Annotated in this window: 19 protein-coding genes; 10 read left to right on the top strand and 9 right to left on the bottom strand. The window is 46.1% G+C overall.

Annotated elements, in window-relative coordinates:
- Positions 1 to 273: 273 nt before the first annotated feature.
- From BSZ04_RS04795 to ompW, 3 genes are all read right to left on the bottom strand, one after another.
- A complete protein-coding gene (locus BSZ04_RS04795; protein ID WP_088879703.1) occupies positions 274 to 2,874 on the bottom strand; it encodes a TRAP transporter permease in 2,601 nt (866 codons plus the stop codon).
- Positions 2,875 to 2,951: 77 nt separating this feature from the next.
- Entirely contained in the window at positions 2,952 to 3,923 is a 972-nt protein-coding gene (locus BSZ04_RS04790; protein ID WP_088879702.1) for a TAXI family TRAP transporter solute-binding subunit, read from the bottom strand.
- A gap of 431 nt (positions 3,924 to 4,354) precedes the next feature.
- The gene (gene ompW / locus BSZ04_RS04785) at positions 4,355 to 4,999 is read right to left on the bottom strand and encodes an outer membrane protein OmpW (RefSeq protein WP_010453431.1); all 645 of its coding nucleotides are present in this window, start codon (positions 4,997 to 4,999) and stop codon (positions 4,355 to 4,357) included.
- A gap of 432 nt (positions 5,000 to 5,431) precedes the next feature.
- On the opposite strand from ompW, the gene BSZ04_RS04780 reads away from it, so the two are divergent.
- Both BSZ04_RS04780 and BSZ04_RS04775 read left to right on the top strand, forming a co-directional pair.
- Positions 5,432 to 6,082 carry a Qnr family pentapeptide repeat protein gene (locus BSZ04_RS04780; protein ID WP_088879701.1) on the top strand — a complete coding sequence of 217 codons (651 nt, stop codon included), beginning with the start codon at positions 5,432 to 5,434 and terminating at the stop codon, positions 6,080 to 6,082.
- Positions 6,083 to 6,090: 8 nt separating this feature from the next.
- Complete coding sequence (locus BSZ04_RS04775) at positions 6,091 to 6,402, top strand: cupin domain-containing protein (RefSeq protein WP_088879700.1); 312 nt, start codon at positions 6,091 to 6,093, stop codon at positions 6,400 to 6,402.
- A 190-nt stretch (positions 6,403 to 6,592) separates the two neighbouring features.
- Here BSZ04_RS04775 and BSZ04_RS04770 read toward each other — a convergent pair whose 3' ends face one another.
- Positions 6,593 to 7,339 carry a hypothetical protein gene (locus tag BSZ04_RS04770; RefSeq protein WP_088879699.1) on the bottom strand — a complete coding sequence of 249 codons (747 nt, stop codon included), beginning with the start codon at positions 7,337 to 7,339 and terminating at the stop codon, positions 6,593 to 6,595.
- 189 nt (positions 7,340 to 7,528) lie between these two features.
- On the opposite strand from BSZ04_RS04770, the gene BSZ04_RS04765 reads away from it, so the two are divergent.
- Positions 7,529 to 7,858 carry a DMT family transporter gene (locus BSZ04_RS04765; RefSeq protein WP_005428450.1) on the top strand — a complete coding sequence of 110 codons (330 nt, stop codon included), beginning with the start codon at positions 7,529 to 7,531 and terminating at the stop codon, positions 7,856 to 7,858.
- Between the two features lie 16 nt (positions 7,859 to 7,874).
- A complete protein-coding gene (locus tag BSZ04_RS04760; protein WP_088879698.1) occupies positions 7,875 to 8,504 on the top strand; it encodes an HAD family hydrolase in 630 nt (209 codons plus the stop codon).
- Positions 8,505 to 8,559: 55 nt separating this feature from the next.
- Here the strand turns inward: BSZ04_RS04760 and BSZ04_RS04755 are convergent, their stop codons facing one another.
- Positions 8,560 to 9,738, bottom strand: a complete 1,179-nt coding sequence (locus tag BSZ04_RS04755; protein ID WP_088879697.1) for a lytic polysaccharide monooxygenase — start codon at positions 9,736 to 9,738, stop codon at positions 8,560 to 8,562.
- Between the two features lie 213 nt (positions 9,739 to 9,951).
- Positions 9,952 to 10,392, bottom strand: coding sequence for an Lrp/AsnC family transcriptional regulator (locus BSZ04_RS04750; protein ID WP_088879696.1), 441 nt, complete (start codon positions 10,390 to 10,392; stop codon positions 9,952 to 9,954).
- A gap of 148 nt (positions 10,393 to 10,540) precedes the next feature.
- Between BSZ04_RS04750 and BSZ04_RS04745 the strand changes: the two genes are divergently transcribed.
- From BSZ04_RS04745 to BSZ04_RS04735, 3 genes are all read left to right on the top strand, one after another.
- Positions 10,541 to 11,125 carry a LysE family translocator gene (locus tag BSZ04_RS04745; RefSeq protein ID WP_045392585.1) on the top strand — a complete coding sequence of 195 codons (585 nt, stop codon included), beginning with the start codon at positions 10,541 to 10,543 and terminating at the stop codon, positions 11,123 to 11,125.
- 278 nt (positions 11,126 to 11,403) lie between these two features.
- Positions 11,404 to 13,326: a S9 family peptidase gene (locus BSZ04_RS04740; protein WP_088879695.1), complete on the top strand. Its 1,923-nt coding sequence runs from the start codon at positions 11,404 to 11,406 to the stop codon at positions 13,324 to 13,326.
- A gap of 233 nt (positions 13,327 to 13,559) precedes the next feature.
- Positions 13,560 to 14,333 (top strand): siderophore-interacting protein, encoded by a 774-nt coding sequence (locus BSZ04_RS04735; RefSeq protein ID WP_088879694.1) that lies wholly within the window; start codon positions 13,560 to 13,562, stop codon positions 14,331 to 14,333.
- 76 nt (positions 14,334 to 14,409) lie between these two features.
- Here BSZ04_RS04735 and BSZ04_RS04730 read toward each other — a convergent pair whose 3' ends face one another.
- From BSZ04_RS04730 to BSZ04_RS04720, 3 genes are all read right to left on the bottom strand, one after another.
- Entirely contained in the window at positions 14,410 to 15,279 is an 870-nt protein-coding gene (locus BSZ04_RS04730) for a LysR family transcriptional regulator (RefSeq protein WP_010453456.1), read from the bottom strand.
- Positions 15,280 to 15,347: 68 nt separating this feature from the next.
- Positions 15,348 to 15,860 carry a GNAT family N-acetyltransferase gene (locus BSZ04_RS04725; RefSeq protein WP_088879693.1) on the bottom strand — a complete coding sequence of 171 codons (513 nt, stop codon included), beginning with the start codon at positions 15,858 to 15,860 and terminating at the stop codon, positions 15,348 to 15,350.
- Positions 15,861 to 16,038: 178 nt separating this feature from the next.
- A complete protein-coding gene (locus BSZ04_RS04720) occupies positions 16,039 to 16,845 on the bottom strand; it encodes an arylamine N-acetyltransferase family protein (RefSeq protein ID WP_088879692.1) in 807 nt (268 codons plus the stop codon).
- Between the two features lie 291 nt (positions 16,846 to 17,136).
- Here BSZ04_RS04720 and BSZ04_RS04715 point away from each other — a divergent pair, with 291 nt between their 5' ends.
- The 3 genes from BSZ04_RS04715 to BSZ04_RS04705 all read left to right on the top strand — a co-directional run bounded on the left by BSZ04_RS04715 (position 17,137) and on the right by BSZ04_RS04705 (position 20,716).
- Complete coding sequence (locus tag BSZ04_RS04715) at positions 17,137 to 18,285, top strand: S-(hydroxymethyl)glutathione dehydrogenase/class III alcohol dehydrogenase (RefSeq protein ID WP_010453462.1); 1,149 nt, start codon at positions 17,137 to 17,139, stop codon at positions 18,283 to 18,285.
- A gap of 198 nt (positions 18,286 to 18,483) precedes the next feature.
- Complete coding sequence (gene fghA, locus BSZ04_RS04710) at positions 18,484 to 19,323, top strand: S-formylglutathione hydrolase (RefSeq protein ID WP_088879691.1); 840 nt, start codon at positions 18,484 to 18,486, stop codon at positions 19,321 to 19,323.
- Positions 19,324 to 19,525: 202 nt separating this feature from the next.
- Complete coding sequence (locus BSZ04_RS04705) at positions 19,526 to 20,716, top strand: BamA/TamA family outer membrane protein (protein ID WP_088879690.1); 1,191 nt, start codon at positions 19,526 to 19,528, stop codon at positions 20,714 to 20,716.
- Position 20,717: the final 1 nt, after the last annotated feature.

The following is a 20,717-nucleotide window of genomic DNA, read 5'->3' as shown; positions in this document are numbered from 1 at the left end:
CAGTGTAGGATTTTTCTATCTTCGGACAATAAGATGATCTGCAAGGTTAAGATCCGATTTTGAGCGTTGATAATTTGTTCAGAAGGTGCGCAAAGATATTCACACTCTTTAATAGCCAAGCAACCTCGAAATGCTTGGCTATGAACGTACATAAAGTATAGGGAACGCTAATCATTCCATGACATGGAAATAAAAACGACGAATATTCCAGCCAAAAAAAAGCCCCGTTAGTCTTAACTCTAACGGGGCTTTATGGTTATTTATCTTTAACTATCAATGTGCTGAAGCAAGCTGCGCTGTTACTCTTCGACGTTGTAGCCAAATCACAACACCAAACAACACCATTGCTGGAATCCACATCCACTCTTTACGATAACGCTCAACTGGCACACGCACATCGACAATCTGTTGGTCGAACTGCAATCCTGCCGCCTCTGCTGGGCTAGCAAAGCTAACGATATCAATCAGAGTTTGTTCACCATGCTGATAAGTCACTATGCCAAGTGCGTCTAGCTTATCTTGTCCGGTTTCCCCTTCAGGAACCGAAAGCAGCACCGAGAACTCTCGCATCTTACCGACCGCATCTTCACCGCTGATGCGCATTCTGAGTACACCGCCCTCTTCGAGCGGCTCAAGCGTTTGTGCCAACTGGGAAGGATTGCTCGATTGGTACGGATCCACCACCATGTCGATCCAGAATCCCGGACGGAACAGGGTAAAGGCCACCAGCAATAGCAGAACGCCTTCGTACCAACGGTTACGAGTCAGGAACCAACCTTGCGTCGCCGCAGCGAATATCAACATCGCGATAGTAGAGATAACAAAGATGGCAATGCCGTGCGCCCAATCGACATCAATCAACAATAAATCCGTATTGAAGATAAACAGGAACGGCAAAGCCGCGGTTCTCAAACTGTAGTAAAACGCGGTTAAGCCCGTCTTGATTGGATCCCCTTTCGACACCGCCGCAGCAGCAAACGAAGCCAGACCCACTGGCGGCGTTACATCCGCCATGATGCCGAAGTAAAACACAAACAAGTGCACCGCAATTAACGGTACGATCAACCCGTGTTGTTGACCCAACGTGACAATAACAGGAGCTAGCAAGCTCGATACCACAATGTAGTTCGCCGTAGTTGGTAAGCCCATGCCTAGGATCAAGCTCAATACCGCCGTAAGCATCAGCATTAGTAGCAAGTTGCCCATCGACAACATCTCAACCAAATCAGCCAATACTAAGCCAACCCCCGTTTGCGATACCGCACCAACAATTACGCCTGCGGTGGCGGTCGCGATGCCAATGCCGATCATATTGCGCGCGCCAGCAATCAAGCCTTCACGCAAATCGATACAACCGTCTTTGAAGTTACCGTAATCGTGTTTGCCGTCTTTACGCATCCAAGTCAGCAGAGGACGTTGAGTCAGAACGATCACCACCAGAATCACGCTGCCCCAAAAAGCAGACAACCCTGGAGACAAGCGCTCGATCATCAAACACCACACCAAAACCACCACAGGCAGTAGGTAGTGCAAGCCAGACAGCAAGACTGCACGCGTATTTGGTAACTGTTCTAGCGGAGCATCTGGATCTTCTTCTGATAGCGGCTCATTACTTGCGGCGACTTTTAGCAGCGCCAAGTAAACCGTTGCCAGAATCAACGCCATCCCCGGCAGTACAAAGTCACCCAATACTGGCTTCAACCATCCTAAACCATAGTAGACCGCCATCGACAATCCAGAAATCAACGCCGCGCCAAATGCAAATCCCGTTAGCCTTGCTAGCCAAGGCTTTGAGCGTGCGGCATCAATTGGCTGCATGCCCAACTTGAGCGCTTCTAGATGGACAATATAAAGAAGGGCGATGTAAGAAATAGCGGCAGGTAAGAAGGCATGTTTGATGATCTCAACATAAGGAATGCCAACGTATTCCACCATCAAAAATGCCGCAGCGCCCATAACAGGAGGCATGATTTGCCCATTCACCGATGAAGCTACTTCCACCGCACCCGCTTTGTCTGCAGAGAAGCCGACTTTGCGCATCATCGGAATGGTGAACGTACCTGTAGTCACTACGTTGGCGATCGACGATCCCGAAATCAAACCCGTTAAGCCCGAGGCAACGACGGCGGCTTTTGCTGGGCCACCACGCAAGTGACCCAACATGCTAAATGCCAATTGAATAAAGTAGTGCCCTGCTCCAGCACGTTCCAATAACGCACCAAACAGAACAAACAAAAATACAAAGCTGGTCGATACGCCAAGTGCAATACCGAACACACCTTCTGTAGTGATCCATTGGTGGTTAGCCAACGCGTCCAACTGCACGCCACGGTGGGACAGCAATCCCGGCATGTATGGACCTGCCAAGCTGTAGCCGATAAACACCAACGCAATCACCGGCAAAGCAGGGCCTAACACTCGGCGCGCCGCTTCTAGAAGCAGAGGTAAGCCAATCAATGCGGTAATAAAGTCTTCAGTGGTTAAGCTGCCCGGACGTTGTGCTAGTGCTTCGTACATAACAAACAAGTAAAGCGAAGACGCACAAGCAATCAAACCCAACATGATGTCAAAGGCAGGAACACGATCGCGCGGGGAGCGCTTAAAAGCCGGGAAGACAAGGAAGGCAAGCAACAAGGCAAAACCAAGGTGAATGGCGCGCGTTTCGGTATCGTTCATCACACCGAAACCGACAATAAATGGCAGCGGAGACGCGATCCAAAGTTGAAACAAAGACCAAAGTAACGCCAAGCCCGCAATCAGCTTTTCCATGATTCCGGTTGGCAAGCGAGCACCCACATCTTGGGCAATCAGTTCTTCTGCCGACAGCTCACTCGGATGCGTGTCAGCATGGGACGTGGAGATCGTCTTATCCATAATTTTCTCACAAACAACAGAGAAGCAAGCGCTGCGAATCCATCACAGCGCTTGCTAAAAATCGAAGGTTCTAAGAATTACAACCAGCCGCGCTCTTTGTAGTAGCGCACCGCACCTTTGTGCAGTGGTGCAGACAGACCCACTTCAATCATTTCTGATTCTTTCAGGTCTTTAAATGCTGGATGTAGACGCTTGAAGCGGTCTAGGTTATCGAACACAGATTTCGTCAGTTGGTACACCAACTCAGGATCCGTCTCTGCCGTGGTTGAGAGCACCGCTTTGCCGCCGATAGATTGCGTATCGTTAGGGTTACCACGGTACATTCCGCCCGGAATGGTTGCTTTGGTGAAGTACGCACGCTCGGCAAGTAGCTTGTCGATTTCCGGACCAGTCACTGGTACTAGCACAGCATCAGTGGTGGTTGATGCTTCCTGAATCGCACCGTTTGGGTGACCGACAAAATAGCTCATTGCATCGATGTTATTGTCACTCATTGCAGAAGCTTGTTCTGCTGGTTTTAAGTCGGACACCAAACTGAATACATCTTGCGACCAGCCTTTTGCTTGCATCACTTGTTCAAATGTATCGCGTTGACCAGAACCAGGGTTACCGATGTTGACGCGCTTGCCTTTCAAATCGTCGAAATTGATGATGCCTGCGTCTTTACGCGCAAGAATCGTGAACACTTCACTTTGTAGTGAGAAAACGGCACGAATATCCGTCATTGGTTGGTTATTTTGGAAAGGAGCCACACCTTCTAGGGCTTTGTATTGGTGGTCTGACTGCATGATGCCGAAGTTATACTCGCCACTGCGCAAACCATTGACGTTTGCCACGCCACCACCACTGGCTGGTGCATTACATTTAATGCTGTGGTCTGCAGCACCACGGTTTACGAAACGGCAGATCGACTGTCCAGCGACGTAATAAACGCCCGTTTGACCACCGGTGCCGATAGTAATAAATTTCTCTGCCGCACTTATTTTCTCACTGTATGAGAACAGTGAAACTGCCGAAGCAAATACCGCAATGAGTGTGGTTCCTTTCATTTTAAGTTCTTCCTGTCTATCGATTGAAAAATAAAGATATTTTTCTCAGCTAAAGACAGCAAAACCGAAAAATACTCGTGTAAAAATTCCATGCTTCACGAGCAATTTTCCTTAGTCAGCTAATCCTTAGCTTCATTTTGTAATTTTTATTCCCGTATTCGATTAATATTTAACCGAGCACTTGCAATCGAATTTATCAGAACAAGTTCAAAACCTAGCTATAGTAAATTTTCGCTTTTCTCAACAATCGAGAATTAACAGAAAATTCATTTTTTAAGCGATACATTTACAAACAGGAAGATTGGTCGAATGAGAGAAAATAGGAAGGAAATGTTGCGCAAGAAAATGACATAAAAAAAGAGGGGCAATCCCCGCAACTGCCCCTAAAAGTCATGCCAATAATCTTATTGCTCTTTTACTACTGCTTTCTCTTAGAACTTGTAACCGCCACTGATCATGAATACCCAAGGGTTGATCTTCACATCAGTTTTTTGTGCTGCACCACCAAACTTGTACGTCGCTTCAGTTTCAATATTCGCATACCAGGCAGAAGCGTTTACAAACCACTTGTCATCAATCATGTAATCGACACCCACGTTAGCCGCTAGACCAAACGAGTCATCCAGTTTTAGATCTGTAAGGCCTACATCTTTCGCTTTACCGTTAAAGCCTTCATCGAAGAAGATGGTGTAGTTCAGACCGGCACCCACGTATGGGCGGAACTTGCTTTGTGCGTCGCCAAAGTAGTACTGAACCATTACGGTTGGTGGTAGGTGTTTAGTATCTGCAATATCACCCAAGCCAAGAAGGTCTGTTGAAATGTCGTGACTAAATGGAGTTGCTGCAAGCACCTCTAAGCTGATGTTGTCAGTAAACATGTAACCAAACGTCAAACCGAGCTGAGTGTTGGAATCCACTTTAAGCTCTTCTTGAGAACCTAAGATCTTGTCACTGCTGTCATTTGGCACAACTGAAGCCGCACCGACACGTAATACAAAATCACCTTCTTTGTGAGCTAAAACTTGAGGTGATACTAGCGCAGCAACCACTGCTAGACTGCAGATTGTTTTTTTCATTGTTATTTCCTTTTGTAGGGCTTAATAGTTTTTATATTCTTGAGCTGCGCGCAATCTAGCACATAGAAACCCTACTTTTTTGATGGAAATCAATTTGTAAAAAATATCACTTTTTCGCATACAAAATCGCCATACTGATCAACAAATTATGCAAATAGGACACAATTCTGTAATGCAAACTGTGCGTGTGAGAAGAGTGCGTCGCAGTTCTCATTCCCCCTCCTATGTACGCCTCTGTATTCAACAAAACTATTTTCTCGATATGCTCGGATTATTTTCAAAAAACATCGCCCTCAAAAAGCCAGTTTGACCGCTTAAATTGGCGATTTTCGGCCTTTGTAAGGCATTGAAATACAACAAGTTATATTTCTGGAAAATCAGTCACTTAGAGTGGTAGTCTGCTTCCAACGAACAAAGAAAAGATAAAAAGCCATGATTAAGACCAATCTCACTTTCGAACACGAAGACTTTTCTCACCAAGATTTGCAAAACGCCACCTTTGAAAACTGCCGCTTTTATCAGTGCAATTTCGACCATGCCGATCTCAGTGATGCAAAGTTTATTGATTGTCGCTTTATCCAATCGAGCGACATAGAAGGCTGCAGTTTCCGCTATGCCAAACTCAAAGATGCAAGTTTCAGCAACTGTATGTTGGCCATGTCTCAGTTCAATGGTGCAGACTGCGTCGGCATCGAACTGCGTAAGTGTGATTTGAAAGGCGCAAACTTTCAAAGTGCTAACTTCGCTAATCGTGTCAGCAACACTGTGTTCTTTTGTATCGCTTACATTACGGGCTGTAACTTGGCTTACACCAACTTTGAGCATGCATTAATCGAGAAATGCGACCTGTTTGAGAACCGATGGAACGGCGCCAATCTGATGGGCGCAAGCTTTAAAGGCTCTGACTTATCGAGAGGAGAATTCAGTCGAGAACAATGGGGCAGCTTTAATATAGAGGAGAGCGATCTTACCCACGTCGATTTAGAAGGCTTGGACATTCGCCGCGTCTCTTTATACGGTGTTAAGATCTGTGACTGGCAGCAAGAACAACTGCTCGCACCATTTGGACTGATCGTTATTTAGGAAGCGCTATGAATCTGTTTAAAGACCTGCCCAGTGATCTGAGTGAAGAAGTGTTCGAAGATTTACTCACACATAAACAACTGCGCATCGAGCGTATTGTCTCAAAAGGGCAAACCACGCCAGAGGGCGAATGGTATAATCAAGAAGAACATGAATGGGTATTGGTTCTGCAAGGCGCAGGCGAACTGACTTATGAAGATGGTTCTGTAAAACGTTTAGAGACGGGCGATCACGTCAACATTCCTGCCCATACCAAGCATCGCGTGAGCTGGACTGATCCCGAGCAAGAAACAATTTGGCTGGCGGTTTTCTACCGCTAGATTTTCGACTTCCGTGTTATTCCGAGGAACAAGTTAAGAAAAACGGGGGAAAGAAATACTAACTTTCCCCATGTGCGCAATAAAGGGTCTAGGTGGAGCGCAAAAGAAATTGAAGTCATGGCCTCTGAGCGAGTCTCCCAACTGTTACTCAGAAATAGATCTGACCATGACTTCAATAATTCATAAAAAACTATTGGATTGAGAGGGTGTTCTGTTTGCGGTTGTATTCAAATAGTTCGCGATGAGAGATAACATCATGACTCTGCCATCCATCATAAGCGCTGCTCCCTTTCTCAAGTCGTACAGCATCCCCATTTAGCTCAATGGAAATTTGTTCAAGCTGACTTTTTCCGTCAACTTCCTTGCTTTCAAAACGAAGTTGGTAAGAATCACTCTCTTTGAAGTAATGCGCCCGGTATAGTTCACCAAAAATCTCCAGAGAAATCCCTTCAGGGTAAACGGCTAAAGCGATATCAGTATCGGATTCACTCAGATAGTATTCACTAATCCCTTTCCTAGACTCCAGGATATTTGCCGAGTATTGCAAATGTGCCACTTGATGACTTGTCGATACGACGAAGGCGTCAGGGGAAATACGCATCAGTTGATAGCCCATTATGGGAGCCGTTAACGTATCGCCTACCTCTGGAGCTAGCTGCCCTAAATGGATAAGATCTCTCGCATTGAAAGACCAGAGAATATTGGTCGTAGTCTGATCAATCGTAAATGTAATTTTTCTCGATAGATTTTCAACTTCCCAACCTCGAACATCAAGGCTAATCGCATCGGTAATTGCAGTCGCAAGAAAATCCACCGATTGAATTTCGTATTCTGCTCTAGGGTCTTGAAAGTCGTCGAGTCTCTCTGTGGTAAAACCATCGTCATCACAACCGATCAAACCCAACGCACATATAATGGAGAACAGCAGTTTTCGCATCCATTTCTACCCTATAACAAATTAAAGCCGGACGGGAGTGTATCTGCTGAGCTCATATTGAGTTGTAAGCGTATGTAATGCCAATTATTACAAATGAGTAAAAGTAATTTGATAGTCGACGGGATTATCATTTCATTTAACACCAATATACTAGCCGCACTCCACAACAACCGAAGACGAATGATAACAATGAGCTGGTTTTTCTTACTTTTAGGCGTGGGCGCAGAAGCCCTTTCACATGTTGCACTTAAAGCCACTGACGGTTTCAGCAAACCACTGCCTGCAACACTTGTTTTACTTGGTCACTTGGCAGCATTCGTCTGTTTAGCACAAGCAATGAAAGGCGGTATGCCCGTGGGTATTGTTCACGCACTGTGGGCCGGGTTGGCTATTGTGTCTGTGACCTTAATTTCTCAATTGGTGTACCGTCAGCATATGGACACCAGCCTTTGGATTGGCATGGCGCTTATCGCAGCGGGCGTGATGGTGATAAACTTCTCCCACGGACATGCACATTAAACTCTAAGGAAACAGATTGTCAGATTCTCGGAAGCCCGCTTTAGCACTGTTTGATTTTGATGGCACCATCACCGATGAGGATATGTTTAGCCTGTTCCTTCACTACTCGGTTTCCGGTCCACGCAAATGGCTGGGCAACATCTTAATCTCGCCATTTTATGCACTATACAAATCCGGGCTACTCCCTGCGAAACGAATGCGCCCAATCGCCAGTTTTATCGCCTTTTCGGGACGAAAAACCGACGACGTGAAAACATTAGGAGCACGGTTTGCACGAGAAGTGATCGTTCAACACATTCGCCCCGAAGCCAAAACCAAACTAGATTGGCATCATACTCAAGGTGATACTATCGTAGTCGTTTCTGCTTCACTTAACGCCTACTTAAAACCTTGGTGTGATACTCATGGTTATCACTTACTTTGCAGTGAGTTACTCGGTAGTAGCGAACGCATTACCGGCCTCTATCACAGTAGAGATTGCAGTCTGGAAAGAAAGGTAGAACGTGTTCAAGCGGCTTTTGACTTGAGCCAACATCAAGCTATCTACGCTTATGGTGATACCCATGAAGATATCCCCATGCTCAAATTGGCAGATCATGCCACGATGAATTGGCAACCTTGGTCCTACAATAGCTCCGTCGATTAAAACAAGAAACCCTTCTCACCAGAGAAGGGTTTTATTTATATAGAGCGGCTCATGACTAACGCCAAACGCCCCATTCTCCTGTGGTTCCTGGCTCTTCACCAGTTGTCCACCACTGCGCAGTCCATTCACGGCCGCTGTGCGTCACAACATCGCCTTGGTTGTAAACCGCATCTTTGTTCCACAAGTTGGTTGAATCAACCGGTGGTTGGGTATCACCTTTAATCAATGATAACGCATAGCTAAAGTTAGCATTCGGAGCCAATACTTGGTTTGCGTAGATATTACTGCTATCGAACATGTAGTGCTTCATCGCTTCATGCCAAATACCTACATACCAATCACCGGTTTGTTGTGAGTTAAATTGATCCGCTAGCTCTGCAGCCCACGTAGTGGTGTTGTTAGTACTGATTGGCAGTGACAGATCGACGATCTCGCTACCTGTTGCATTAAAGGTGCGGAAACGCACCGTATCACCCGACTCTACTGGGCCAAAGCCTTGTACCACAAAGTAGCCAAGAGAAGTCAGGTTGTTTGCGGGATCGGTAGGGTCAACTGGATCAGTTGGTGGTGTGGTGCCATTGCCGTTTAGCGTAATGTCACTACAGTTGTAGAAGCCTTCACCAGCCACATCGATGCGTTGCCAACGAGTGTAAAGAATCGCATCACCCGAGCGGTCTGCTGGGAAAGTTACCTGCATGCGATAGCGCTTCTCGGCATCTACATACACGTCACCAGCAGTATCGATCAGTTCTAAATCGTCCCAAGTAAGGGGCTGCGTATCGTCATAAGTGGGTTTAGAAAGATAGAACTCCCAATAAGAAGGGTTGTGCGGCGCTTTACCAAAGAACACCAATTCGATTTGGTTGTTCGCATCAGGAGTCACGCTAGTACGCTGCCAATTTGGCGATGGGATATTCAAACCTTTCTTGGCGGCATCACCTGCAGAACAAAGTTCGCCATCACGAACAATGGCTTTCACGTGTGCCATATCGCGGTAGTTCGGCACGTTGGCAGCAATCTCACTACGTTGTACGAAAGGGTAAGCCCCCGACTCGTCATAAGCGGCCTGACATGCTTGGTTTGGAATTTCATTGGTCCAAAATCCACCGTCTAAATAACAGGTGTTTTGGCGTGCGCTTGGAAACTCGACCCAACCGTGGGCACTAACGTTAAAAGAACTTAAAGCAACAATTGCGCCCAAGCTTGCAAGAGGAAGCGTTACGTATGATTTCATCATTCATCCTTAAATTTTCTGACTCACTGCTCACGGACCGAACAGCGACTTAGAAAAATTAGCAGGATGCGATTATTTAGAAGGTGAGAATAAATGCTGGAATTGTCAGATTGACGACTGCTTTCCAGCATTTTATGTGGACTTTACTCACACTCGACTGACTCTTTCGAGTCACTTCAAAATTGGCGTGCTACAAAATCGTAGGCTAAAGAATTAACGCTCGTCTTTTGGCGTGTCCATCACCACCATGGTCGTGATGGCTTTGACGTGTTCGCATTCTCCCAACACATCGGCATGGAAGGCTTTGTATGCTGCAAGATCTTGGGTTTCGACCCTTAATAAGTACTCGTTGGCACCAGTGATGTTGTGGCACTCCACTACCTCGTCAACAAAGCGCACGTGGTCTTCAAAACCAAGCTGTGCCTGTTTAGAGTGAGAAGCTAGACCAATCGACACATAAGCAACAAAACCGACGCCCATTTGCTGATTATCTAACACCGCCCGATAGCCTTTGATCACGCCCTTACGCTCCAAATCTTGCACACGACGCAAAGTCGCGGATGGCGATAATCCAACTCGCTCAGACAGCTCCACGTTGGAGATTCTTCCGTCTAATTTCAGTGCTTGCAATATTCTTTCGTCAAATCTATCCATGGTGACCTTTTGTTGTTTATCTTACGTATTTTCATCAAATAAAAGCACAAAATTGATGGCACTTCTACCTATCATTGTTCTCGACTAGTCAAGACAACCATCTTTCGCCTGGGTGCACGCAGGCAATACAAAAATGCAGGAACACACTATGGAATACCATCAACTTGGTGCGCTGGCACTGTTTGCGTTTGTCTCGACTTTCACTCCGGGGCCAAACAACATCATGCTTATGACTTCTGGCGCAAACGTCGGCTTTAAGCGCACTATCCCACACATGTTAGGTATCACTCTGGGCTTTGGTGCGATGCTGATTTTGGTTGGCATTGGTCTTATGAGCTTGTTTCACACGTATCCGATCACCCATAAGATTCTTAAGGTTTTGAGCCTGACATACTTGGTGTACCTCACTTACAAAATTGCCACCAGCAGCAAAACAGAAGTCAAAGATGATTACCGCCCAATGAGCTTTTTAGGTGCAGTTGCATTCCAATGGGTGAATCCGAAAGGTTGGTCAATGGCACTTACCGCCATCACCGTATACAGCAGCGGTGGATCTTGGCTAGAACTGGCTTTCATCGCTGGCATCTTCTGCTTAGCAAACCTACCTTCTGTGACTTTTTGGACCGCCGCTGGTATCCAACTTCAACGCTGGCTCACCACACCAAAACGGGTAAAAGGCTTCAACTATGGCATGGCTGCGCTTTTGCTTTTATCGACTATCCCAATGATATAAATGATAAAAAGCACGGATAAATGTGATTGATACCAAGTTTTGGCTAGTCCTTTGTTCGGTAAGTACAAATAATCGCCACTTCCATGGATAGATTGGGTCATAGTAGCAACGGCAGTGACAAGAATATTAAAAACCCTCAAACATAAACCCTATCGATATATTCGATTTTGGCTTCTCTTTCACTGCTTTGTCGCTTTCGTTCTTTAATAGCGACTATCGATTCACTATGACCGACAAGCACGATGCTGACTGGTCCGTCACACAAGGAGCGTTATACAATGCGTACTCGCAAGCTTATTCTTGCTACCGCTTTTGGCCTACTACTCACGGGTTGTAGCCAAACTTCGACCACGACGACTGCCGAAGTTATCCCACCGGAATATCCTGTAGATTACTTCTTCCGTAATGCTGAAGTCTCTAGCTACCAAATCTCTCCAGCTGGTGATTACATTTCAATGATGAAACCATGGCAAGACCGTAAAAACGTCTTTGTACATCCTGTAGGCAAGCCAGAGGATGTTAAACGCATTACGTCAATCACTGGTCGTGACATCGCATACTACTACTGGGTTGGTGATGACACCGTAATTTACTCACGCGATACTGGCGGTGATGAGAACTTCTACCTCGTCACGGTGAACGTTAAAACAGGTGAAGAGAAAACCATCACACCAACATCTGGTGTTGTGGCTTATGTCATTGACACTTTAGAAAGCCAGCCAGACGACATTCTTATCACGACTAACGAACGTAACCCGCAAGTGTTCGATGTTTACCGCCATAATTTGAAAACTGGCGAGAATACACTGGTGGCGCAAAACCCGGGCAATGTCCGTTACTGGGGTACCGACCACGATGGTAATATCCGTGTCATTTCAACCTCTGACGGTGTCAATACTGCGGTACTGTATCGTGATAGCGTGGATGAAGAGTTCCGCCCATTAAAGAACCTCACTTTCAAAGAAAGCTTCTCACCGATTTCCTTCACACCCGACAACAAGAATCTATATGTCGCCTCGCGCATCACACGCGATAAGTCTGCGATCATCGAATACGATGTGAAGGCAAATAAAGAAGTACGCGAGATCTTCTCTCATCCAGAAGTAGACGTCACTAATGCGAGTTACTCCAATGTACTTAACAAGCTCACGACGATCTCTTATGTAACGGACAAGCGTCAGTATCATTTCCTAGATAAGAGCTATGAAGAGACTTTTGAGCGTCTACAAGAGAAGTTACCTGGAGTTGAAATCTCAGTAAACAACTCAACTCGAGATGAAAGTAAAATGATCGTTGTAACCTACAGCGATGTCGACCGCCCAAATTACTATTACTACGATCGTAATACGGATACGCTCGAGAAACTGGCAGCAAATGCTCCTTGGCATAAACCAGAACACATGGCACAGATGAAGCCAATCACTTACACCGCTCGTGATGGCGAAACCATTCACGGTTACTTAACGCTGCCAAAAGGTCGTGAGGCAAAAGACTTACCACTGCTTGTACTGCCGCATGGTGGTCCTTGGGCTCGTGATCACTGGGGCTTCCAACCTGAAGTTCAATTGTTTGCAAACCGTGGTATCGCCGTCCTACAAATGAACTTCCGTGGTTCAACCGGTTACGGCCGTGAATTCTGGGAGAAATCATTTAAGCAATGGGGTCAATCAATGCAAGATGACATCACTGATGGTGTTAAGTGGACGATTGACCAAGGCTACGCACGAGATGGTGAAGTCTGTATCTACGGTGCATCATATGGTGGTTACGCCACATTGGCTGGTGTGACGTTCACACCAGACCTATACAAATGTGGTATCGACTATGTTGGCGTTTCTAACCTGTTCACCTTCATGGATTCTATTCCACCATACTGGGCACCTTTCCTAGCTATGCTGCATGAGCAAGTGGGTAACCCAGAAGATCCTGAAGATGCGAAGATGATGAAAGCCTACTCACCAGTGTTCCATGTCGACCAAATCAAAGCTCCTCTATTGGTTCTACAAGGTGCGAAAGACCCACGCGTAGTGAAGAGTGAATCTGATCAGATCGTTAATGCTCTGCGCGACCGCGGTGTTGAGGTGGAGTACATCGTCAAAGAGAACGAAGGTCATGGCTTCCGCTCTCTTGAAAATCGTCTTGATGGTTACCAAGCGATGGATCGATTCCTGAAGACACATTTGTTAGAGCAAACGCAGTAAACAAGCTTCATTCTTCTATCAAGGGCACTTCGGTGCCCTTTTTTATTCTCCCACCACTATCTTATAAAGCGGGACGACGAAGTGTTCATTTGAGCGAGGCGTACCGAAATTAAATCGCCGATTCTCAGATCAGAGTGTAAATTTAGATAAAGACACTATCTGCCTTATTGAGATGCTGTTAATCTTAGATGAGAAAGAGAATAGTTATCATACGTAGTGAAATGTGAATTAAAATGAAAAAGAAACCACAACCAAAAAGCCTCGTTGTCATCAACACACAAGCGGTAACACCGAACATGCAGCGCATTACCCTGCAAGGTGAGGCACTAGGCAACTTCCCACAAGATTGTGAAGGCAGCTACATCAAGCTGCTGTTCAACGAAACTGGTGGCACGGACATTCAAGGCTTCTCTGAAGAGAACCGTCCGGTTATGCGTACCTACACCATTCGTCGCTTCGATCCACAAGCGTGCACGATTGAGGTCGATTTCGTGCGCCACATTACTAAAGACTTACAATGTGGTTTTGCCGCGCGTTGGGCGATGTCTGCAAAAGAAGGCGACACCATCAATATCGCCGGTCCTGGCAGTATCTCGAACCTAAACATTGAAGCGAATTGGTTCTTTATGGCTGCGGATATGACGGCATTGCCAGCGCTATCAGCGAAGATTCGCACTCTGCCGGAAGACGCAAAAGGCTATGCCGTGATCAGCGTGATTTCTGAAGCGGATATCCAAACTATCGAAGCACCAGCAGGCATGGAGCTACATTGGGTTACTGAGCAACCTCTCGCAGACAAAGTTCGTGAACTTGAATGGCAACAAGGTGAAGCCGCTGTGTGGTGTGCTTGTGAGTTCGACTCAATGCGCGCGCTACGCCAATACTTCCGTAACGAAAAAGAAGTGGAACGTGAAAACCTTTACCTCAGCAGTTACTGGAAACAAGGCGTATCAGAAGATGGCCACAAGGTCATCAAACGCGAAGATGCGGAATTAAACGAGCAGTAACGTCCACTTGCCACAAAAAATAAAGCCAAGTTGCTACATGCAAACTTGGCTTTTTTCAATGTATTGAATTCATCGCTCAGCTCATATTTTCAGCTAAGAAATCAATCAGTAAGCGTACTTTTGGCGACAGGTTTCGGTTTTGCGGATACAGCGCCCAAATACCTTCGCGATCGTCTCGGTAATCGGTTAACACTTCCACCAACTCGCCATTGTCTAACGCTTCTTGTACGTAGTAGTCCGGCAACTGTACCAAGCCCAAACCACGCTTTGCCGCATCAACCAAAGCAAAACCACTGTTGCACTTAATACGACCAGAAACACGAAGAGACTTCTCACGCTTCTGCTCTTTGAAGTGCCAATAGTCAGCGGTACCCACCAAGCATTGGTGATGACTCAGTTCAGACAAGGTATGCGGCTCACCAGATCGCTCTAAGTAAGCGGGGCTGGCACACACATACAGCTGACGCGATGACAGTCGCTTGGCGATCAAACTTGAATCTTGCAAACGTCCCAGACGAATCGCCACGTCGACGCCTTGCTCAATCAAATCTAACTTTTGGTTAGTCAGATTCAAATCCAAATTCACTTGCGGGTACTTTTCTAAAAATTGGTGCAGCAAGGGAGCAAGATTCATTTCTCCATAGGTCACAGGTGCCGTGACTTTAAGCAGACCTTTCGGTTCTGCCTGCATCTGCGTTACCGCTAACTCTGCTAGCTCTAAGCCTTCGACAAGATGCTTACACTGTTGATAATAAAGCTGCCCCGCTTCAGTTAGCGACACTTTACGCGTAGTACGGTGAAGCAATTTCACAGCAAGACGCTCTTCCAGTGCTGATACACGACGGCTGATTTGTGCGACCGATGTTTTCAGCTTATTGGCTGCGCCAGTGAAGCTGTTGGTTTCTGCGACGGCGACAAACTCGCTGACGCCTTCCCAATTCGCCATGGTTTGGATCCTATGGAATTCTACTTATTGTGTATTCTCACACAAACTGAAATGTGGAGAAAACCTGTTTAAAAAGGATAGCCGACTAAATGAACTGTCTGTTGTGGCCAAATGATTTTGAGAGAGCATACCATGGTCTCATCAGTACTGACCCAATGATTCGCGGTAACTTCCATCTTCAAGTTATTGATGGGCTGATAACCACTGGATTGATAAACCGAGGTGAGACCAAACAGAACTGAAAACGCATCGCCTCTTTCTAACGCGTCCTTATGAACAGCCTCAAGCAATATTTTTACTAACCCCTGCCCCCGTGAACCCGGATCGACGCAGACTTCAGCAATACCACAAATAGGAAAGGATTGGTCATCAATCATGACTTGCTTTTCATGCACAGCAACATGGGCGGCAAGTCTATCGCCATCCCAAAGTAGGTAGCGGTGGCGAGGCATTTCATTAAAATAGCGTTGGATTTGAAAGATTTTGTCTTGCTCCTTGGTGAAGCAAGTGGACAGCAAAGCTCTTAACTTAGCATCGAGTTCTGGGGTGACTTCATCATCAAGCAAGTATTCAAAGCGCATGATTTACCTCATTTATTTCGCATAGTTAAAGGTAAACTTTTGATTTGTGCCTTACCGAGAGGCAGCGCAAATAAAAAAGCACAGACTGAGCTGTGCTTTACATTTTTGAGCCACTAAGTAAGGAAATTGGAGCTAACGCGATGTTTGAAGTCTCAATTAGAGTGCGATTCGTCCACAGTTACGACTCTTTCAATGGTTTTAAAGATGAGTAATCAGCATCAAGATCGATACCAAAGTGGGTTTTGAGCGCAGATAGATACGTTTGTCCGGCTTCTAACTCAATTTCAACCACTTCACCATTTGCTCGGTACTTTAAACTGTAATTGAGCAAAGTAATGATTCCGCTATCTGTCGCCAGCGCTGCCACTCGGCTGGAAGTAAAATGTGAGTTAGGCGATGTGGAGGTGTAATGATTGCCACACACGATGTCTCCATCGAATACGTGTTCAAAGTCTAAGCTGTATAAATCAATCCATTGTTCCGCGTCGTCATAGAATTGAACTTGCAACATGTAGCCGACCAACTCATGTTCGACAAAACGGAACGTTTGTAGGTCAGTATGAATGGCTTGATTTAGTACAAATGGCAGCGGTGCACGTGGCGTGTTCGAACCGAACCCTACATCAACAATCCACTTATCTTCTCCCATGGTGACCAAAGTGAACTGATGAGTTCTGCCCGATGGCGTGCCAGACAAATGAACGCGCCCCAATAACGGTCGCGCATCAAAACCGATGGTCTGCAACACCTTCAACAACAGCGCATTCAACTCAAAGCAGTAGCCTCCGCGTTCTTGATAAATCAATTTGTCGATAATCTCTTGCTCTGAAATAGAAATGCCGCGCCCAAGCGCAATATCAAAGTTCTCAAAAGGCAAACGACGATGCTGAGCATTATGCAGCATTAACAAGGTATCACTGCTGACATCCAGTGATTGGGTGACACCCATTTTATCTAAGTAAGCCTGTAGTTGTGTTTGGTTCATACCAATCCTAATTCAATATTTTGCAGTGACAGGTACACTAAACCCTCAACCGCACTTAAGGTCAAACCCCCAATATAATTTTTCTCGTGCTTCTTAATCTCACTCGCACTAACAATCACGTTATTACATTGATTATTACACGTGCGTAAAAATCATTTTCAATTTAGCCGGATTATCATTTTTCATGAAACACCTAAAATGGGCACCAACAAAACGACGCAGCGCAGTGAACAAACCTCAACTACGCTTATGACGTCACTCCATATACTGAGAATATAAAGGAAACATCCAATGGCACTTGAAATCAAACCAGGTCAAACTCACATTAAATCAAAGGCAATGGTTGCATGGGCTGCAGGCGAGCCACTTAAAATGGAAGAAGTTGATGTACAACTTCCTAAAGCTGGCGAAGTACTTGTGCGCATCGTTGCTACTGGTGTTTGTCACACTGACGCATTCACTCTATCAGGTGACGATCCAGAAGGTATCTTCCCTTCAATCCTTGGCCACGAAGGCGGCGGTATCGTTGAAATGGTTGGCGAAGGCGTAACAAGCGTTGAAGTTGGCGACCACGTAATTCCGCTTTACACAGCAGAATGTGGTGAGTGTAAGTTCTGTAAATCTGGCAAAACAAACCTATGTCAGGCAGTTCGTGAAACTCAAGGTAAAGGCCTAATGCCAGACGGCACAAGCCGCTTCTCTGTAAACGGTGAGACAATCTTCCACTACATGGGTTGTTCTACTTTCTCTGAGTACACAGTACTTCCAGAAATCTCACTAGCAAAAGTAAACAAAGAAGCACCACTTGAAGAAGTTTGTCTTCTAGGTTGTGGCGTAACCACCGGTATGGGTGCGGTACTAAACACAGCTAAAGTTGAAAAAGGCGACACAGTTGCTGTATTCGGTCTAGGCGGTATCGGTCTTTCTGCAATCATCGGTGCTCGTATGGCTGGTGCAAGCCGCATCATCGGTGTAGACATCAACGAAAGCAAATTCGACCTAGCGAAACAACTTGGTGCTACAGACGTCATCAACCCAATGAAGTTCGATAAGCCAATCCAAGACGTTATCGTTGAGATGACAGACGGTGGTGTTGACTACTCATTCGAATGTATCGGTAACGTAAACGTGATGCGTCAAGCACTTGAATGTTGTCACAAAGGTTGGGGTGAGTCAGTAATCATTGGTGTTGCTGGTGCAGGTCAAGAGATCTCAACTCGTCCATTCCAACTAGTAACTGGTCGCGTATGGCGTGGTTCTGCTTTCGGTGGCGTTAAAGGCCGCTCAGAGCTTCCAGAAATCGTAAACCGTTACATGGCTGGTGAGTTCGGTCTACAAGAATTCATCACTCACACTATGGGTCTACAAGACGTGAACGAAGCGTTCGAATTGATGCACAAAGGTGAATCTATCCGTACTGTTCTTCACATGGATAAATAATCCAAGATAACGGTTCACGTAATGTGACTGATTATTTGAAATAAACTCTCTTCTCTCTTGAACACGTTTTCTTTTGGGAAGAGAGTCATCCGCTGTCTTTAACGGTCTTGTCCGCCGTTAGAAAATCATTGTTTTAAATATTCACTGTTTTAATTAAAGATTACTTTAACTAAACATTGTTTTATCGAGAGATTATCCATGACCATTGAAAGCCTAAGCCAAGCCAAAGTATTCGGTGGTTGGCATAAACAGTACACTCACGAATCTCGCGCTTTGAACTGCAACATGCGCTTCGCGATCTTCTTGCCACCAAATGCAACCAAATCAAACCCAGTGCCTGTTGTTTACTGGTTGTCTGGCTTGACGTGTACCGATGAGAACTTCATGCAGAAAGCCGGTGCGTTTCGCATGGCGGCTGAGTTAGGTATCGCCATTGTGGCACCGGATACCAGCCCACGTGGTGACGACGTTGCAGACGACGAAAACTACGATCTGGGTAAAGGCGCAGGTTTCTACCTAAACGCCACTCAAGAGCCATGGTCACGCCACTACCATATGTACGATTACATCACCAAAGAATTGCCTGCGCTCATCGAGAGTAACTTCCCAGTCTCTGACGTGAAGTCGATCTCGGGTCACAGCATGGGTGGTCACGGTGCAATCACCATTGGGCTGAAAAACTCAGATCAGTACCGTTCAATTTCAGCATTCAGCCCAATCAGTAACCCAATGCAATGTCCTTGGGGCCAAAAAGCGTTTACCGCTTACCTAGGCACTGATATCGAAAGCTGGAAGCAGTACGACGCAAGTGAGTTGCTAAAACAAGCGAAATCACCATTACCTATCCTAGTCGACCAAGGTGATGCTGATAACTTCCTTGCTGAGCAATTAAAACCTGATGTGTTGCTGGCGGCAGCAAAAGCCCACGATTCAGAAGTCGAACTGCGTATGCAGCCGGGTTACGACCACAGCTACTTCTTTATCTCGAGCTTTATCGCTGATCACTTGAACTTCCACGCCAAGTACTTATTTGCTTAAGGCCGATTTTAACACCGCAAGCAAATAGAAGAGCGCGGAAAACCAAACGGTTTAATAATCTTCTCTATACAAAGCCATCCAATTATTGGGTGGCTTTTTGTGTTCTAAAAACACTCACTTTACCTTTACATAACCCCATTGAAATTTACCGAAATGACGTCTAACTTGTAATTGAACATCATTCAATTACTGCTAGTACGCTATGAAAAAAACAACGTCAGTCCTGCTAACCTCGACTTGCTTCGGGTTGTTAGCGACCTCTCCTATTGCCGAGGCGATAAGCTTTTTCGATCCCATCGATGGGCAATTGGATATGGGCGAATACCTTGCTGAAAACGCCTACGGCTTTCTACCCGTCCCGATTGTGATTACCGAGCCTGCTGTTGGCTACGGCTTGGGTTTTACTGGCGTGTTTTTGCATGAATCCGATGAGCAACGAGAGAAAAGACGCAAACTGGCGGAAACATCACTCGATGGTGGCGCCCAACTTTTGACTCCTGCTATTACCGCTGTGGGTGGCTTCGCAACCGAAAACGGCACTTGGATGGGGTTTGCTGGCCATCGCCGCACTTGGGCACAAGACACGGTTCGTTACCTTGGTGGCATCGGTTATGGCGACTTCAACATGACTTTCTACCCGCAGTCCGCGCTGCCGGGCTTAGACGGCGTATTCAATGGTCAGGGATTAGATTTCGAGATTACTGGCGGCGGCATGCTCAACCATCTTCAATACCGCATTATTGATGCGCCGCTGTTTGTTGGTGTGAAACAGCTCTATTTTGTCACCGACCAAAAAATCACTAACTCACCAGTGGCCGATAAGTTGTTGCAAACCCTGACCAATACCGCTCCGACCATTTCAGGGGTGGGACTAACACTGGAATGGGACAACCGAAACAACTTCTTTAGTCCCACTCAAGGCTACAACTACAAAGCCGAGTTCTTATGGTACAACGACGCCATTGGTAGTGATTACGAATACGAACAATTGGATGTGGAAGGAATTAACTATTGGGAGCTGACTGACGATTGGTCGCTGGCGCTGCGGGGGCACTACAAATCCCTTTACACCGATGAACGCTTTCTGCCACCAGCCTCTTACCCTGATATCGAACTGCGTGGCGTAGCGAGAAATCGCTATCAAGGTGATGAAACCCTATCAGTAGAGTCTCAGCTGACTTACCAATGGAGTCCCCGTTGGTCGACGAATGTGTTTGGTGGTTTTGGGTACGCCTCAACGAATACATCGCTGTTTGAGAACGATGCAGAGTATGCGTATGGCGTGGGCTTTCGTTACCTCATCGCCCGACGTTATGGCTTGCAAGCAGGCATGGACTTCGCGTTCAGTGATGAGGATAACGCAGTGTATTTCCAAGTGGGCTCAGGCATCTAAA

This window comes from Vibrio rotiferianus, assembly GCF_002214395.1.
Classification (GTDB): domain Bacteria; phylum Pseudomonadota; class Gammaproteobacteria; order Enterobacterales; family Vibrionaceae; genus Vibrio; species Vibrio rotiferianus.
This window is presented reverse-complemented; position numbering and strand designations above follow the sequence as displayed.

Excerpts from the sequence above, each read along its gene's own strand:
- BSZ04_RS04795 (WP_088879703.1), bottom strand. The coding sequence starts at position 2,874 with ATGGATAAGACGATCTCCACGTCCCATGCTGACACGCATCCGAGTGAG.
- BSZ04_RS04790 (WP_088879702.1), bottom strand. The coding sequence starts at position 3,923 with ATGAAAGGAACCACACTCATTGCGGTATTTGCTTCGGCAGTTTCACTG.
- ompW (WP_010453431.1), bottom strand. The coding sequence starts at position 4,999 with ATGAAAAAAACAATCTGCAGTCTAGCAGTGGTTGCTGCGCTAGTATCA.
- BSZ04_RS04780 (WP_088879701.1), top strand. The coding sequence starts at position 5,432 with ATGATTAAGACCAATCTCACTTTCGAACACGAAGACTTTTCTCACCAA.
- BSZ04_RS04775 (WP_088879700.1), top strand. The coding sequence starts at position 6,091 with ATGAATCTGTTTAAAGACCTGCCCAGTGATCTGAGTGAAGAAGTGTTC.
- BSZ04_RS04770 (WP_088879699.1), bottom strand. The coding sequence starts at position 7,339 with ATGCGAAAACTGCTGTTCTCCATTATATGTGCGTTGGGTTTGATCGGT.
- BSZ04_RS04765 (WP_005428450.1), top strand. The coding sequence starts at position 7,529 with ATGAGCTGGTTTTTCTTACTTTTAGGCGTGGGCGCAGAAGCCCTTTCA.
- BSZ04_RS04755 (WP_088879697.1), bottom strand. The coding sequence starts at position 9,738 with ATGAAATCATACGTAACGCTTCCTCTTGCAAGCTTGGGCGCAATTGTT.
- BSZ04_RS04750 (WP_088879696.1), bottom strand. The coding sequence starts at position 10,392 with ATGGATAGATTTGACGAAAGAATATTGCAAGCACTGAAATTAGACGGA.
- BSZ04_RS04745 (WP_045392585.1), top strand. The coding sequence starts at position 10,541 with ATGGAATACCATCAACTTGGTGCGCTGGCACTGTTTGCGTTTGTCTCG.
- BSZ04_RS04740 (WP_088879695.1), top strand. The coding sequence starts at position 11,404 with ATGCGTACTCGCAAGCTTATTCTTGCTACCGCTTTTGGCCTACTACTC.
- BSZ04_RS04735 (WP_088879694.1), top strand. The coding sequence starts at position 13,560 with ATGAAAAAGAAACCACAACCAAAAAGCCTCGTTGTCATCAACACACAA.
- BSZ04_RS04730 (WP_010453456.1), bottom strand. The coding sequence starts at position 15,279 with ATGGCGAATTGGGAAGGCGTCAGCGAGTTTGTCGCCGTCGCAGAAACC.
- BSZ04_RS04725 (WP_088879693.1), bottom strand. The coding sequence starts at position 15,860 with ATGCGCTTTGAATACTTGCTTGATGATGAAGTCACCCCAGAACTCGAT.
- BSZ04_RS04720 (WP_088879692.1), bottom strand. The coding sequence starts at position 16,845 with ATGAACCAAACACAACTACAGGCTTACTTAGATAAAATGGGTGTCACC.
- BSZ04_RS04715 (WP_010453462.1), top strand. The coding sequence starts at position 17,137 with ATGGCACTTGAAATCAAACCAGGTCAAACTCACATTAAATCAAAGGCA.
- fghA (WP_088879691.1), top strand. The coding sequence starts at position 18,484 with ATGACCATTGAAAGCCTAAGCCAAGCCAAAGTATTCGGTGGTTGGCAT.
- BSZ04_RS04705 (WP_088879690.1), top strand. The coding sequence starts at position 19,526 with ATGAAAAAAACAACGTCAGTCCTGCTAACCTCGACTTGCTTCGGGTTG.